The organism is Streptomyces sp. R41, assembly GCF_041053055.1.
Taxonomy (GTDB): domain Bacteria; phylum Actinomycetota; class Actinomycetes; order Streptomycetales; family Streptomycetaceae; genus Streptomyces.
On sequence record NZ_CP163443.1, the window covers coordinates 4,200,804 to 4,215,523 of the forward strand.

17 protein-coding genes are annotated in these 14,720 nt (G+C 69.9%); 8 read left to right on the plus strand and 9 right to left on the minus strand.

The genetic code is table 11. The features are described 5' to 3' along the window. Nucleotides 1–20: 20 nt before the first annotated feature. Entirely contained in the window at nucleotides 21–1,436 is a 1,416-nt protein-coding gene (locus AB5J53_RS19340; RefSeq protein WP_369246910.1) for an FAD-binding oxidoreductase, read from the minus strand. A 92-nt stretch (nucleotides 1,437–1,528) separates the two neighbouring features. On the opposite strand from AB5J53_RS19340, the gene AB5J53_RS19345 reads away from it, so the two are divergent. Further along, complete coding sequence (locus AB5J53_RS19345; RefSeq protein WP_369246911.1) at nucleotides 1,529–3,109, plus strand: tetratricopeptide repeat protein; 1,581 nt, start codon at nucleotides 1,529–1,531, stop codon at nucleotides 3,107–3,109. A gap of 16 nt (nucleotides 3,110–3,125) precedes the next feature. Here the strand turns inward: AB5J53_RS19345 and nthA are convergent, their stop codons facing one another. From nthA to hppD, 5 genes are all read right to left on the minus strand, one after another. Next, nucleotides 3,126–3,710, minus strand: a complete 585-nt coding sequence (nthA, locus tag AB5J53_RS19350; protein ID WP_369246912.1) for a nitrile hydratase subunit alpha — start codon at nucleotides 3,708–3,710, stop codon at nucleotides 3,126–3,128. Continuing rightward, the gene (locus tag AB5J53_RS19355) at nucleotides 3,700–3,996 is read right to left on the minus strand and encodes an SH3-like domain-containing protein (RefSeq protein ID WP_369246913.1); all 297 of its coding nucleotides are present in this window, start codon (nucleotides 3,994–3,996) and stop codon (nucleotides 3,700–3,702) included. Before AB5J53_RS19355 ends, nthA begins: the two co-directional genes overlap by 11 nt. Next, on the minus strand, nucleotides 3,980–4,279 hold the full coding sequence (locus AB5J53_RS19360) for a hypothetical protein (RefSeq protein ID WP_369246914.1): 300 nt from the start codon (nucleotides 4,277–4,279) through the stop codon (nucleotides 3,980–3,982). Before AB5J53_RS19360 ends, AB5J53_RS19355 begins: the two co-directional genes overlap by 17 nt. A 9-nt stretch (nucleotides 4,280–4,288) precedes the next feature. Next, nucleotides 4,289–5,188, minus strand: a complete 900-nt coding sequence (locus AB5J53_RS19365) for a Teichoic acid biosynthesis protein C (Precursor) (protein WP_369246915.1) — start codon at nucleotides 5,186–5,188, stop codon at nucleotides 4,289–4,291. Nucleotides 5,189–5,309: 121 nt separating this feature from the next. Continuing rightward, on the minus strand, nucleotides 5,310–6,464 hold the full coding sequence (hppD, locus tag AB5J53_RS19370) for a 4-hydroxyphenylpyruvate dioxygenase (protein WP_369246916.1): 1,155 nt from the start codon (nucleotides 6,462–6,464) through the stop codon (nucleotides 5,310–5,312). 122 nt (nucleotides 6,465–6,586) lie between these two features. Between hppD and AB5J53_RS19375 the strand changes: the two genes are divergently transcribed. The 7 genes from AB5J53_RS19375 (at nucleotide 6,587) to AB5J53_RS19405 (ending at nucleotide 11,755) form a co-directional block, all read left to right on the plus strand. Next, complete coding sequence (locus tag AB5J53_RS19375; RefSeq protein ID WP_369246917.1) at nucleotides 6,587–7,057, plus strand: Lrp/AsnC family transcriptional regulator; 471 nt, start codon at nucleotides 6,587–6,589, stop codon at nucleotides 7,055–7,057. A 138-nt stretch (nucleotides 7,058–7,195) separates the two neighbouring features. Continuing rightward, nucleotides 7,196–7,843, plus strand: coding sequence for an ABC transporter permease (locus AB5J53_RS19380; protein ID WP_369246918.1), 648 nt, complete (start codon nucleotides 7,196–7,198; stop codon nucleotides 7,841–7,843). Beyond that, a complete protein-coding gene (locus AB5J53_RS19385; protein WP_369246919.1) occupies nucleotides 7,836–9,113 on the plus strand; it encodes a betaine/proline/choline family ABC transporter ATP-binding protein in 1,278 nt (425 codons plus the stop codon). The genes AB5J53_RS19380 and AB5J53_RS19385 overlap by 8 nt, the downstream gene beginning before the upstream one ends. Beyond that, complete coding sequence (locus tag AB5J53_RS19390; RefSeq protein ID WP_369246920.1) at nucleotides 9,110–9,964, plus strand: ABC transporter permease; 855 nt, start codon at nucleotides 9,110–9,112, stop codon at nucleotides 9,962–9,964. The genes AB5J53_RS19385 and AB5J53_RS19390 overlap by 4 nt, the downstream gene beginning before the upstream one ends. Beyond that, nucleotides 9,961–10,926: a glycine betaine ABC transporter substrate-binding protein gene (locus AB5J53_RS19395; protein ID WP_369246921.1), complete on the plus strand. Its 966-nt coding sequence runs from the start codon at nucleotides 9,961–9,963 to the stop codon at nucleotides 10,924–10,926. Before AB5J53_RS19390 ends, AB5J53_RS19395 begins: the two co-directional genes overlap by 4 nt. A 152-nt stretch (nucleotides 10,927–11,078) precedes the next feature. Then, nucleotides 11,079–11,321 carry a hypothetical protein gene (locus AB5J53_RS19400; protein ID WP_369246922.1) on the plus strand — a complete coding sequence of 81 codons (243 nt, stop codon included), beginning with the start codon at nucleotides 11,079–11,081 and terminating at the stop codon, nucleotides 11,319–11,321. After that, the gene (locus AB5J53_RS19405) at nucleotides 11,318–11,755 is read left to right on the plus strand and encodes a type II toxin-antitoxin system VapC family toxin (RefSeq protein ID WP_369246923.1); all 438 of its coding nucleotides are present in this window, start codon (nucleotides 11,318–11,320) and stop codon (nucleotides 11,753–11,755) included. The genes AB5J53_RS19400 and AB5J53_RS19405 overlap by 4 nt, the downstream gene beginning before the upstream one ends. Before the next feature lie 44 nt (nucleotides 11,756–11,799). Here the strand turns inward: AB5J53_RS19405 and AB5J53_RS19410 are convergent, their stop codons facing one another. From AB5J53_RS19410 to AB5J53_RS19420, 3 genes are read right to left on the minus strand one after another with little or no spacing between them, the layout of a single operon-like run. Next, entirely contained in the window at nucleotides 11,800–12,588 is a 789-nt protein-coding gene (locus tag AB5J53_RS19410) for a S16 family serine protease (RefSeq protein WP_369246924.1), read from the minus strand. A gap of 55 nt (nucleotides 12,589–12,643) precedes the next feature. Next, nucleotides 12,644–13,765 carry an o-succinylbenzoate synthase gene (gene menC, locus AB5J53_RS19415; protein WP_369246925.1) on the minus strand — a complete coding sequence of 374 codons (1,122 nt, stop codon included), beginning with the start codon at nucleotides 13,763–13,765 and terminating at the stop codon, nucleotides 12,644–12,646. Further along, nucleotides 13,762–14,697 (minus strand): chorismate synthase, encoded by a 936-nt coding sequence (locus AB5J53_RS19420; RefSeq protein ID WP_369246926.1) that lies wholly within the window; start codon nucleotides 14,695–14,697, stop codon nucleotides 13,762–13,764. Before AB5J53_RS19420 ends, menC begins: the two co-directional genes overlap by 4 nt. Nucleotides 14,698–14,720: the final 23 nt, after the last annotated feature.

Genomic DNA, 14,720 nt, shown 5'->3' on the forward strand with positions numbered 1-14,720 from the left:
TCAGCCGAAAAAGAGGTGCGTCAGAACAGCTTGCCCGGGTTCAGGATGCCCAGCGGGTCGAAGGTCGTCTTGATCGCCCGCTGCATCTCCACTCCCACCGGGCCGATCTCGCGTGCCAGCCACTCCTTCTTCAGGACGCCCACGCCGTGCTCGCCGGTGATCGTGCCGCCGAGTTCAAGGCCGAGGGCCATGATCTCGTCGAAGGACTCGCGGGCGCGCCGGGACTCGTCGGGGTCGGACGCGTCGAAGCAGACGGTCGGGTGCGTGTTGCCGTCGCCGGCGTGCGCGCAGACCCCGATGGTCAGGGAGTACTTGTCGGCGACGCGCTCGATCCCTTCGAGCATGTCGCCGAGCCGGGAGCGCGGCACGCACACGTCGTCGATCATCGTCGTGCCCTTGACCGCTTCGAGCGCGGTGAGCGACAGCCGCCGCGCCTGAAGCAGCAGTTCGGACTCGGCCGCGTCCTCCGCCGGTACGACCTGGGTGGCACCCGCGGCCTCGCACAGCGCGCCGAGCGCAGCGAGGTCGGCCGCCGGGTCGTGGGTGTCGAAGGCGGCGAGGAGCAGGGCCTCGGTGGTCTCCGGCAGGCCCATGTGGGCCATGTCGTTGACGGCCTTCACCGTCGTACGGTCCATGAGTTCGAGGAGGGACGGTACGTGGCCGCCCTCCATGATCCGGCAGACGGCGTCGCAGGCGGCGCGCGCCGACCCGAATTCGGCGGCCAGCACCAGCTGTTGGGGCGGCTGCGGCCTCAGGGCCAGAATCGCCCGTACGACGATGCCGAGCGAGCCCTCCGATCCCACGAAGAGGCGGGTGAGGTCGTACCCGGCGACGCCCTTCGCCGTACGGCGGCCGGTGTTCATGAGCCGTCCGTCGGCGAGGACGACCTCCAGTCCGAGGACGTACTCGGCCGTCACCCCGTACTTCACGCAGCACAGGCCGCCGGAGGCCGTGCCGATGTTGCCGCCGATCGTGCACATCTCCCAGCTGGAGGGGTCCGGCGGGTAGTACAGGCCGTGTTCGTTGACCGCGCGGGAGAGCGCGGCGTTGATGACGCCGGGTTCGACGACTGCGATACGGTCGACCGGGTTGATCTCGAGGATCCGGTCCATCTTCACCAGGGACAGCACGATGCAGCCGTCCGAGGCGTTGGCGGCGCCCGACAGACCGGTGCGGGCGCCCTGGGGGACGACCGGGACGCGCAGCTCGGTCGCGGTGCGCATGACGTGCTGGACCTGTTCGACGGTGCGCGGCATGACGACCACGGCGGGCGTGCCCGCCTCGCAGAAGCTCGCCATGTCGTTGGCGTACGAGGCCGTGACGTCCGGGTCGGTGAGGACGGCTTCGGCCGGCAGGCCGCTCAGCAGGCGGTCGACGAGGTTGCCGGTCACTGCCGTGTCTGCATCCTGCGGGGCTTCGATACGGCTCATGATCACAGGTTCGCACTCGGGGCCATCGGTGTGAACCCCGTCCGCCCGAGGCTTTTGCTGCCGGGATGTGGTCTTAGTACTGGCGCACAGTGAGCGGCATGGAGATCGAAGAGCGACAGGCGGTTTTCTCCGGGCTGCAGCCCCAGGAGCCGCGCGGGCCACGCTTCTCCCCCGTCGCCAAGCGCGTGCTGATCGGCGTGGTCGTGGGCGGTGTCGTGCTCGGCGGTGTGCTGGTGCTGCTGCCCCCGGCGCGGCAGGCCGTGGTGCCGCCCTCGCCGGGGCCGGGCCCGGTCACCCGGGCACAGACGGCGGTCGCGGCCGGCATGCCCGCCGCGCTGCCCGATCTGGCGGCGCTCATCGGGGATCGCGAGGCCCATCTGCGGGCCCATCCGCGCGACGAGCAGTCGTGGGCGGTGCTCGGCAGCGCGTATGTGGAGCAGGCGCGGCGGACCGCGACGCCCGCGTACTACCCGAAGGCCGAGAAGGCGCTGCGTACGTCGCTGCAGATCAGGCCGGAGGGGAACGCGGAAGCGCTGGAAGGTCTTGCCGCGCTCGCCGACGCGCGGAGCGACTTCCAGGAGGCCAAGGAGTGGGGCGAGGCGGCCGTGGAAGAGTCGCCGAAGCGGTGGACGACGTATCCGCTGCTGATCGACGCGTACACCGGCCTCGGGGACTACAAGGCCACCCGCGCGACCCTCGAAAAGCTGCAGAAACTGCACTCCGGGCCGACGGTGCTGGCGCAGGCCTCGCGGGTCTACTGGGACCGCGGCTGGCGTGAGGACGCGGCGGCCTCGATCGCCGACGCGGTGGCGGGCGCGCGGACGCCCTCCGAGGAGGCGGTCTTCCTCCAGCAGGCCGGTGAGCTGGCATGGGAGCGCGGCGACCCGGAACAGTCGTTTCGCTACTACAAGGCCGCGCTGGGCAGCGACCCCGACGCGCACGGGGCCCTCGCCGGGCAGGGGCGCGCGCTGGCGGCGCTCGGGCGCACCTCGGAGGCGCTGCGCGCGTACCAGACGGCGCTCGCCAAGCGGCCCGCGCCGCGGTACTCGCTGGAGCTGGGCGAGCTGTACGAGAAGCTGGGGCTCGGCCGGGCCGCGCGCGGGCAGTACGACCTGCTGCGGGAGCGGGTGCGGCAGGAAAACACCGGGGGTATGGACGACGAGCTGGTCCTCGGGCTCTTCGAGGCGGACCACGGTGACCCGGCGGAGGCGGTGCAGCGGCTGCGCGACGAGTGGGATCGGCACCCCGCGATTCCCGTCGCGGACGCGCTGGGCTGGGCGCTGCACCGGACCGGGGCGAACGAGGAGGCGCTCACGTTCGCCACGAAGGTCACGGACAAGGAGCACGGGGGTGGTGTGCGCAGTGGGCTGTACATGTATCACCTGGGCCAGATCGAAAGCTCCTTGGACCTCTTCGGCCCGGCCCGCCGTCATCTCACCGACGCCCTGCGCATCAACCCCTACTTCTCGCCGCTCTTCGTGCCGCTGGCCCAGGAGACCCTGGAGGATCTGGGCGAGCCGCCCGCGGGCGGGCCGCCCGAGCCTCCAGAGGAGGAGCCCGAGCAGTACACGGCGCCGGCCGCACCGCAGCCACCGCCGGCGCCCGCACCGAAGCCCCGGCCGACGCGCACACCGAAGCCCGCGGTGACGCCCGCACCGAGGCGCTCGGCGTCGCGCTGAGTGGCGGCGGGGGGAGTCAGACCGCCGCCGTGCCGATCAGCGCGTTGCGGGTGACCAGGGCCGCCAGTTCCTCCTCCCGGAGGGACTGGGTGTCGGCGGGGCGTCGTGGGAGGACCATGTAGCGGGTCTCGGCGCTGGAGTCCCACACCGAGATGTCCGTGCCGGCCGGGAGCGCGAGGCCGAACTCGGCGAGGACGGTGCGGGGTTCGCGGACGACGCGGGAGCGGTAGGACTCGGACTTGTACCAGCTCGGGGAGGGGCCGAGGAGGCGGAGCGGGTAGCAGGAGCAGAGGGTGCAGACGATGACGTTGTGCACGCTCCGCGTGTTCTCGACGACTCTCAGGCGCTGGTACGAGCCCTCCATGTAGCCGAGTTCCCGGACCGCCGCCGTGCCGTCGGCGAGCAGACGGGACTTGAAGGACGGGTCCACCCAGGCACGGGCCACCACCCGCGCCCCGTTCGCTGGGGACGACTGCGCCATGAACGCGTCGATCGCCTCGTCCAGCGCCCCGCCCGAGAGCACCCCCTTCTCCTCCAGGAGGGTCTCCAGGCGCCGTACCCGCCGGGAGATCAGCGCGTCGTCGTGATGGTCACCGCTCATCGTGCCGGTCCTCTTCCAAGTAGCTTTCCCACAAGTCCAGTACGACATGGTGGTCGCCCTCGCCCCACAGATCGCGGGCCGCGAAGCGGACGGCGTACACCTGCTCGACCGGGGCGTCCCCGCGCCCCTGCGCGCTGACGTCGGCGAGCTCCACCCGGCCCTCCGGCTCGACCACGACGCCCCGCTTGCCGCGCGCGTACCGCGGCAGCCGGGTGTGGTGCGGCGGGTCGTGGTGGAAGGTCCGGACCCGGGCGCCGGGCGCGAAGCGGTCAGGCATCGCGCTCATCCGGCCCTTCGAGCTCACCCGGCTCGATCACGCCCTTGCGCTCCAGGAGCGCGCAGATCGCGGTGAACCACCGCTCGTAGTACGAGGCCGTCAGGTACTCCTTGGCCGGCATCGACTCGATGGCGTCCCGGAACTCGTTGGTGTTGAACACCCCTTGCGCGCGCAGGGCGTTGAAGAGGCCGACGACGCGCGCCTCCCAGTCCGCGTGGAAGGGCTCGGTGTCGTCGGTGGTGTCGATGGCACCGAACCCCTGCATGCCGCCGACGTCGTTGATCCTGGCCATGCGGTCAGATTACGACTCCGCGGGCGTGTACGGCTTGTGGTAGATCGAGAACTTGCGGGCCCCCTCGTCGCCGGAGGCGAGCCCCAGGTACAGCCGGAGCCCGCCCTTGTGCCGGATCGCCAGGCCTTCGGGTTCGCGGTAATCGAGCGAGTACCCGGCCTCGGTCCTCTCCCGCTGCAGCAGCTTGCCGGTGCGGATGTCGAGGCAGGACAGGTACGCGTTGCCGTGGCCCGAGCGCGGGTTGGTCGCCTCGTCGTACGCCGTGCCCGCCAGCTGGTAGACGTGGTCGCCGTGCAGCGCGTAGCCCTGGAACGGGACGTCGGGGTCCGGGTGGGCGCCGGTCTGCGGGAAGTCGGCGAGGTGGGTCGAGTAGTCGCCGGCGACGAACGCGTCGAGGTCGTAGACGCGGTAGCGCGGTGTGCCCGAGACGCGGTGGCGGATGGCGATGCGGCCGGTCGCCGTGCAGACGGAGGGCTGGTTGTTGACGGAGCCCGGGATCGGGTGGCGGACCTTGACCTTGTCGAGGGTGCGGATGACGCCGTCGACGAAGCGGAAGCGGGTGACGCCGTTGCCGTAGCCCTTGACCGCTTGCGCCTCGGTCCAGATGTACACGGTGCCGTCGGACGCGTTCTGCACGCCCATGCTCACCCCGTGCCCGAAGCGCGGCAGATACATGTGGCCCAGCCGGTTGCCGGCGTAGTCGAGCCGGGTGAGGCACAGGTTGCCCTGTGCCCTGCCGCCCGGCGCGACCTGCAGGACGTACAGCCGCTTGTTCACCTCGTCGAAGGCGAAGGACTGCAGAACCGTCTTCTCCCGGAGCGTGGCCTTCTTCCACAGCCAGCGGACGGCCGCCGTGGACAGGTCTATGCGCGCGTCGACGGTGGTGGTGCCGGCCCGTGTCTCCCCCATGAGGCCTTGTCCCTCCCGTGTCCTGCGGGCGCCCGGGCGGCGTCCACAGGACCTGAGAGTCCCAACTGGCTTCCTATGGTTGCAAGTTCGGCGCGTCGGCCCGCACCGGTCCACAGGTGGTCTACAGGTTGCCGCGCTTCTCCTGCTCCCGCTCGATCGCCTCGAACAGAGCCTTGAAGTTGCCCTTGCCGAAGCCCATCGAGCCGTGCCGCTCGATGATCTCGAAGAAGACGGTCGGCCGGTCCTGGACCGGCTTGGTGAAGATCTGCAGCAGATAGCCGTCCTCGTCGCGGTCGGCGAGGATCTTCAGTTCGCGGAGCGTGTCGACGGGGACGCGGGTGTCGCCGACCCACTCGCCGAGGGTGTCGTAGTACGAGTCCGGCGTGTCCAGGAACTGGACTCCCCCGGCGCGCATGGTGCGTACGGTCTCGACGATGTCGTTCGTGTTCAGCGCGATGTGCTGGACGCCCGCGCCGCCGTAGAACTCCAGGTACTCGTCGATCTGGGACTTCTTCTTGGCGATGGCGGGCTCGTTGATCGGGAACTTGACCTTGAGGGTCCCGTCCGCGACGACCTTCGACATCAGCGCGCTGTACTCGGTCGCGATGTCGTCACCCACGAACTCCTTCATGTTCGTGAAGCCCATGACCTTGTTGTAGAAGCCGACCCACTCGTTCATGCGGCCGAGCTCGACATTGCCGACGCAGTGGTCGATGGCCTGGAACGTGCGGCGGGCCGGCGGCTCCACGATCGGCTTCGCGGCCACGAAGCCGGGGAGGTACGGGCCCTCGTAGCCCGAGCGGTCGACCAGGGTGTGGCGGGTGTCGCCGTACGTCGCGATCGCGGCGAGGACGACCGTGCCGTGCTCGTCCTTGATCTCGTACGGCTCGGTGACCGAGCGGGCGCCGTGCTCGACGGCGTACGCGTACGCGGCGCGCGCGTCCGGGACCTCGATGGAGAGGTCGACGACGCCGTCGCCGTGCGCGGCCACGTGCTCGGCGAGGAAGTGGCCCCAGGTGGTGGCGGCCTTGATGACGGAGGTGAAGACGAAGCGCGCGGAGCCGTTCTCGAGGACGTACGACGCCGTCTCGCGGCTGCCGTTCTCCGGTCCGGAGTAGGCCACGAGCTGCATGCCGAAGGCGGTGGAGTAGTAGTGCGCGGCCTGCTTGGCGTTGCCGACGGCGAAGACGACCGCGTCCATTCCCTTGACCGGGAAGGGGTCTGCCTGCCGGGCGGTGTCGGGAGTGTGGTGGGTGTTCGCAGAGATAGCAGCCATGGCGGCAGGCTCCCTCCGTTCCGCAAGGTGCGCAATAGTTTGTGTGTCGGCTGGACAATCTGTTCAGACGATCGCGCGTATCTACGGGCGTTCTGTACAGGATGACCATCTCGGAGGCCCCCATGGCGATCGATCATCTGGACGGCCGGCTCCTCGTGCTGCTCGCCGAGGAACCGCGTATCGGCGTCCTGGAGATGTCCCGGCGGCTCGGGGTCGCGCGCGGCACGGTGCAGGCCCGGCTCGACCGGCTTCAATCGAATGGAGTCATTCGGGGTTTCGGGCCGCAGGTGGACCCGGCCGCGCTCGGCTACCCGGTCACGGCGTTCGCGACCCTGCAGATCCGGCAGGGGCAAGGTGCCGACGTACGGGCCCATTTGGCGACCGTGCCCGAGGTCCTCGAACTGCACACCACGACCGGCACCGGGGACATGCTGTGCCGGCTCGTGGCCCGCTCGAACGCCGATCTCCAACGTGTGATCGACCGTGTTGTCGGTTTTGATGGCATCGTCCGGGCCTCCACGGCGATCGTCATGGAGAACCCCGTACCCCTGCGGATCATCCCGCTGGTGGAGCAGGCGGCGACCGAGCACTGACCGATGACCGGGGTGAGGTGGCGTACTGAGTTTTCCCGGGGGCGTTGACATCAGCGGCTCCGCCGCGGGCCTCCGGACCCCCAGCCGGAAAAGCGGCTGGGTCGATGTGCCCGGGATGCACTTGGGAGGTGAGTCCGGTTGAACTTCTGGGAGTACCTGAGCAGCCGCCACCAGCAGCTGCTCACGGACGCGTACCAGCACGCCAGCGCGGTCTTCCAGTGCATGGTCGTCGCGACGGTCATCGGTGTGGTGATCGGTGTGATCACCTATCGGAGCGACTGGGCTGGCAGCCTCGCCACGGTCACCACCTCCACCATCCTGACGATCCCGTCGCTCGCCATGATCGGTCTGCTGATCCCGATCGTCGGCCTGGGCGTGCCGCCGACGGTGGTCGCCCTGACGCTGTACGGGCTGCTGCCGATCGTGCGGAACTCGATCGTCGGCCTGCGCGGGGTCGACCCTTCGCTGGTGGACGCGGCGAAGGGCATCGGGATGTCGCGGCCGGCCCGGCTGATGAAGGTGGAGCTGCCGCTGGCCTGGCCGCCGATCCTCACCGGCATCAGGATCTCGACGCAGATGCTGATGGGCATCGCGGCGATCGCGGCGTACGCCTCCGGGCCCGGACTCGGCAACGAGATCTTCCGCGGCATCGGCTCCCTGGGCAGCAAGAACGCGCTCAACCAGGTGCTCGCGGGCACGCTCGGGATCATCATCCTGGCGCTGCTGTTCGACGCCGCGTACGTCCTCATCGGGCGGCTGACCATTCCGAGGGGGATCCGTGCCTGAGACCTCTGAGACCGCCGGGAAAGCCGCGCCCAGGCATGCGTCCACCACCGGCGCCACCATCGAGCTGGAGCACCTCACCAAGCGCTATCCCGGCAGCCGGGACCCCGCCGTGGACAGCGTCAACATGGAGATCAAGGCGGGCGAACTCGTCGTCTTCGTGGGCCCGTCCGGGTGCGGCAAGTCCACCACCCTGAAGATGATCAACCGGTTGATCGAGCCGACCGGCGGACGCATCCGCATCGGCGGCGAGGACGTCACCGACATGGATCCGGTGAAGCTGCGCCGCAAGATCGGGTACGCGATCCAGGCCTCCGGGCTCTTCCCGCACATGACGGTCGCCCAGAACATCGCGCTGGTACCGAAGATGGTCGGCTGGTCCAAGCCGAGGATCAGGTCGCGGGTCGAGGAGATGCTGGACCTGGTCGGGCTCGACCCGGCCGAGTTCCACGGCCGCTATCCGCGCCAGCTCTCCGGCGGTCAGCAGCAACGCGTCGGCGTGGCCCGGGCGTTGGCTGCCGACCCGCCCGTCCTGTTGATGGACGAGCCGTTCGGGGCGGTGGACCCGATCACCCGCGACCACCTCCAGGACGAGCTGATCCGGCTCCAGTACGAGCTGCACAAGACGATCGTCTTCGTCACCCACGACTTCGACGAGGCGATCAAGCTGGGCGACCGGATCGCGGTGCTGCGCGAGCGCTCGCACATCGCGCAGTTCGACACCCCGGAGGCGATCCTCACCAACCCGGCCGACGACTTCGTGTCGGGGTTCGTGGGCGCGGGGGCGGCTCTGAAGAGACTCAATCTGACGCGCGTACGGGATGTGGAGATCACCGACTATCCGACGGTGACCGTGGACGACCCCCTCCAGTCGATCTTCAACCTGCTCCGGGCGAGCGGTACGAACGAGATCCTGCTGCTCGACAAGCGCCGGCGCCCGTACAAGTGGCTGCGGCGCGGCGACCTGATGCGGGCCAAGGGCTCGCTGGCGCGGGCCGGCACGCTGGTGCACGACACGGTGACCAGGGACGCCACGCTGCGCGACGCCCTGGAGGCGGTGCTCACGGACAACACGGGCCGGGTCGCGGTCACCGGGCGGCGCGGCGAGTACATCGGCGTCGTCGACATGGAGACGCTGATGAACTCCGTGCACGAGCTGCTCGAGGCCGACCGGCTGGAGGCGATCGAGGCCCAGCACGAGCTGGAGGAGGCGCGCGCCCAGCAGACCCACTTCGAGCAGGAGGGCGTGGACATCGGGGAGGCGAAGGCGTGAGCACACCGCCCACCGATCAGCGGCCCGAGGGCGAGCACGAGGTCAAGGGGCTCGCGTTCCGGGACGAGGGCGAGGCCGAGCAGGAGGCCCCGCCGCCGCCCGTCACGCTCAAGCGCCGGATCACCTGGCGGAAGCTGACCTTTCTGCCCGCCGTCCTCGTGGCCCTCCTGCTCGCCACGTGGCTCTGGTTCCAGCAGGCGAACCTCGACCCGATCTCCGAGAACGCCCTGTCGAACGGTCAGGTGTCGAAGGCCTTGTGGCAGCAGATCCAACTGGTCGTGATCTCCACCTTCTTCGTGCTGATCATCGCCATCCCGCTGGGCATCCTGCTCACCCGCAAGACGTTCCGGAAGGCGACCCCGATCGCGATGACCATCGCCAACATGGGGCAGGCCACTCCGGCGATCGGTCTGCTGGCACTCCTGGTCATCGTGCTCGGCTCCGGCCAGAAGGCCGCCCTGATCGGCATCATCATCTACGCCGTCCTGCCGGTGCTGTCGAACACGATCGCGGGCCTGAAGGGCAACGACCCGACGCTGCTCGAAGCGGCGCGGGGCATCGGCATGTCGCCGCTGGGGGTTCTCGGGAAGATCGAGCTACCGCTGGCCGTACCGCTGATCCTCGGTGGTGTGCGGACGGCCCTCGTGCTGAACGTGGGCACGGCGACCCTCGCCACGTTCGGCGGAGGCGGCGGTCTGGGCGTCCTCATCACCACCGGAATCACCACCCAGCGCATGCCGGTCCTGGTCCTCGGCTCGGTCCTCACGGTTGCGCTCGCGCTGCTCGTCGACTGGCTCGCCTCACTGGCCGAGCTGCTGCTCAGGCCGCGCGGGTTGGAGGCGGGGTCATGAGGCGCTTCATGGCCCGCGTGTTCGCCGGCGGGCTGCTGCTGGCCTCCGGGTGCGGGCTGACCAGCGGCTCCCCCATGGTCGACAACGTCAAGCCCGGCTCGATCGGCCAGGGCGAACCGCTCAAGGGCGCCAACCTGACCGTCACCTCCAAGGAGTTCACCGAGCAGCTGATCCTCGGCGCGATCATGGGCATCGCCTTCCAGGCGGCCGGCGCGAATGTGCTCGACCGCACCGGCATCCAGGGGTCGGTCGGCGCCCGCGAGGCCGTCAAGAACGGCGACGCGGACGCCATGTACGAGTACACGGGCACGGCCTGGATCACCTACCTCGGCAACAGCACGCCCATCCCCGACCCGCAGAAGCAGTGGGAGGCGGTGCGCGACGCCGACCTCAAGAACGGCCTGACCTGGCTGCCGCCGTCCGCCCTCAACAACACGTACGCGCTCGCCATGAACCAGGCCAACTTCAAGAAGTACGGCACGAGGACGCTCTCCGACGTGGCCGCGCTGGCCAAGAAGGACCCCGGCGCGGTGACGCTGTGCGTGGAGAGCGAGTTCGCCAACCGGGCGGACGGACTGCCGGGCATGGAGAACGCGTACGGGATGAGCGTGCCCGCGAAGAACATCACGCAGATGGACACCGGGATCATCTACACCCAGGTGGCGAAGGGCAGTTGCACCTACGGGGAGGTGTTCACCACCGACGGGCGCATCAAGTCGATGAACCTGGAGGTGATGCAGGACGACAAGAAGTTCTTCCCCAACTACAACGCCGCGCCCGAGATCAACTCCAAGGCCCTGAAGAAGTATCCGGCGATCGCCGAGGTCATCAATCCGGTGACGAAGAAGCTGAACAACGCGGTGGCGCAGGAGTTGAACGCGAAGGTGGACGTGGACGGGGAGGATCCGCATCAGGTGGCGTTGGACTGGATGAAGGCGGAGGGGTTCGTGAAGGGCGGCTGAGCTCTGCGGAGCGGCTCGTCGGGGGGATCGAGGGCCTGCCCGCGGGTGCGCCGGGGAGGGCGTGTCGAGGCGTCGTAAGCGGAAGAGTCAAGTCCGCCGCATCACCGAATCGCCCTGGTGCATCATGATGCGCGGCTCTTACGCTTGTGTGCATGAGGACAACGGTCGACCTCTCCGAGGACCTGCTCCAGGAAGCCAAGCTGCGCGCCGCGCGCAGGCGCGTCACGGTCAGTGCGGTGATAGAGGACGCGTTGCGGGCGTCGTTCGCGCGGGATGTGGCGGCGGCACGAAACATCGTCAGCCTGACCACCGACCCCGGCGGCGGGGGAGTGCGCCCAGGTGTCAACCTCGACGACAACGCGTCGGTGCGGGACCTCATGGATGGCCTGGAATGATCCTCTGCGACGTGAACGTCCTCGCGTATGCCTTCCGCGAGGACAGCAAGGACCACGAGGAGTACCACGGGTGGCTCATCGAGCGGCTGCGCGGTGACGAACCCGTCGGCTACAGCAGCGTGATCGACAGCGGCTTCCTGCGGATCGTCACGCATCAGCGGATCTACCAGCCGCCGAGCGATCCGGAGACGGCCTTTGCCTTTCTCCAGGACATGCGCAGTGCGCCCGTCGCCACCTTCGTCCAGGAAGGCCCCCGGCACTGGGAGATCTTCGAGCGCCTGTGCCTCAGAGTCGGCGCCCGCTCGAACCTCATCCCCGACGCCTACATCGCCGCCCTCGCCATAGAGCACGGTGCCACGCTCTACTCCGCCGACCGAGGATTCGCCCGCTTCCCCGGCCTGCGCTGGCGCCACCCTGTGGAGGACGACGTCTGAGCGGCTGAGCGCCGGGGTGCGAGCCCATCCGCACCTACCCGGGCTCAGCAGCTGGGAACCGAGCCCTTCCCCTTCTCCAGGGCCACCAGGGAGTCCACCGCACCCTTCAGGGTGGTCACCGGAATCAGCCGCAGCCCCTTGGGGAGCTCCGACTTCGCGTCCGAGCACTCCGCCTTCGGGACCAGGAAGATCGTCGCGCCGTCGCGGCGGGCGGCCTGGGTCTTGAGGGCGACGCCTCCCACCGCGCCGACCTTGCCGTCGGCGTCGATCGTCCCCGTACCCGCGATGGTGCGACCCCCCGTGAGGTCACCGCCGCTGCCATCGCCGTCCAGCTTGTCGACGATGCCGAGCGAGAAGAGCAGTCCGGCGCTGGGACCGCCGACATCGGCGAGCTTGAGGGTGACCTTGACGTCGTTCTTCTCGTGGAGATACGACAGTGCCGCCTCGGTGGCCGTGTCCTGGGACTCCTTCATCTGCTCGGCGTTGTGCCGCTCGATCTCCTTGACGCTGTTCCCGCTCGGGTAGACCGAGTCGCGCGGCATCACGGCCCGGTCCGTGGCGAACCAGGCGTCGAGCACATCGCTGAGGGAGACGCTCGCGTCGGGGCCCGTCGCCTCGATCGTCGTCATCCGCAGCTGCCCGCTGGTGTCCCGCGTGGGCGCCCCGCTGATCGTGATCACCGGGTCGCCCTTGTTCTCGCCGAGGACGTTCGCCGTCATACCGGGCTGCGCCACGGAGAACGGCAGCGGCGCGAACACCGCCGTGGCGAGCAGAGCCACGACGGGGACGGCGCAGACGGCGACGGCCTTGGGGCGCGTGAGGCGAGAGAGCACGGGATCAATCTAACGTCACTGCGAGACGCGGCCCCGTGACGGGTTCAATCCAACGTCACCGCTCGGCGCGGCCCCCGTACAGGTCCCGCCGTGCGGTCGTGAAGCGGCGCAGCGCCTCCGGGAGCGGTTCGATGCCGATGCCCGGGGTGCGCGGGACCGGCAGATGACCGTCCTGAAGGACGAACGGCTCGGTGATGTCCTCGGCGAAGTAGCGGCTGGAGGCGGAGGTGTCGCCGGGGAGGGTGAAGCCGGGCAGGGCCGCGAGCGCCAGGTTGGGGGCGCGGCCGATGCCCGTTTCCAGCATGCCGCCGCACCACACCGGCACCCCGTGCGCGTGTGCGACGTCATGGATGCGGCGGGCCTCCAGATAGCCGCCGACCCGGACGGGCTTCACGTTCACGACCCGGCACGCGTCCATGGCGATCGCGGACGCGGTGTCGCGGGCGCTGTGCAGGGATTCGTCGAGGCAGACGGGGGTGGCGACGCGCTTCTGGAGCTGGGCGTGCGCGTGGAGGTTGTTCTCCTCCAGCGGTTCCTCGATGAGCAGCAGCCCGAACGCGTCGAGCCGCCGCAGGTGCTCGGCGTCCGCGAGCGAGTACGCCGTGTTCGCGTCCACCTGGAGCGGCAGCCCGTCCCCGAAGCGCTCGCGCACGGCCCGCACGGGTTCCAGGTCCCAGCCGGGTTCGATCTTCAGCTTGATACGGACGTACCCCTCGGCGAGATAGCGCTCGACGTCGTCGAGGAGTGCCGGGACGGACTCCTTGATGCCTACGGACACGCCCGCCGGTACGCGGTCCCGCACCGCCCCGAGGTAGGTCGCGAACGGCATGCCGTGCGCGCGCAGCCCGGCGTCGAGGACGGCCGTCTCCAGGGCCGCCTTGGCCAGCTCATGGCCCTTGATCTTCGCCATCGCGGGCGCGAGCGCGGCCGCCGTGAGCTCCGGGAGGGCGGCCACGCGCGGCAGCAGGAAGTCGCGGAGCACGATCTCGGCCCCGGCCACGAACTCCGAGCAGTACAGCGGCTCGGGGTCGGCGGCGAACTCCGACCAGCCCTCCGCCGCGTCCGTGACGACGTGGAGGAGGAAGGTGTCCTTCGTCGTCATGGTCCCGAAGGACGTACGGAAGGGGGTGACGAGGGGCAGGGCGATGTGGACGACTTCGACGCGTTCGAGTTTCATGCGTGGCCTTCCGTGGACGGGCGGGTGAGGGTGTACCAGCCGTCCCGGGACATCCCCGTGGCGACGTACCCCTCGGCGAAGGCCTCCGTGAAGACCTCCCGGACGGCGTGCCGCCAGCGCAGTGCCGGCAGCGGGTCGGTGGCGCGCAGCTTGACGATGTCGTCCGGCACCCGGCACCAGACGCGGCTGTCGGCGAGGTCGCGGCGGGCCAGCGGGTCGCCGTCGGGGGCGAGGTGGGTGGCGGGCGCGGCGTCGCGGTCGCCTTCCGCCGCCGTGCGGTCGCCTTCCTCCGCCGTACGGGAATGGGGCGCGGCGAGGTCCCAGGTCACCGTCAGACGGTCGCTCTCGTCGCCGTCGTTCACACCGTCGGCCATCGGCCCGTAGAAGTCGACGAGGTACTCCGTGCCTGCGGCGCCCAGCTTGACCAGGTTGAAGCGGGCGTTGCGGCCGACCAACGGGTCGAAGGTCCAGCGCATGGTGCGGGCGCCGCGCTCCAGGGCCCAGACGCGCTGGGCCTGCTTCACGGCGTACCCGACCCCGCGGTCGGAGGCGACGGCCGCGGCCACGAAGGAGTACACGTCCGCGTCGCCGGGCGGCCCGAAGACGGCCACGGAGGCTCCGGCGAGCCGCTCCCCGGCCGGCGAGTACGCGGCGTGCACCGCGCCGCCCGCGTGGACGAGGCTGTGCAGCACCTCGGCGGGGTACGGCGGGGTGCTGCGCGGGGTCTGCCAGACGTCGCTGAAGAAGTCGGCCACGGCGGCGATGCCGGTGACGTCGTGGACGGTGCGAAGGGTGACGCCTGCCGCGTCGGCGGCGGCCGACGCGAGATCTCGTACACCGGTCGCCGCTGCCGTCCCGCCCCGCGCCGCGTCCGTCGCCACTGCCACCCAGTCCCCTGCCGGCGGATCGTCTGCCACGGGGTCGCCTGCCATGCCGTCTCCTGTCATGAGGTCGA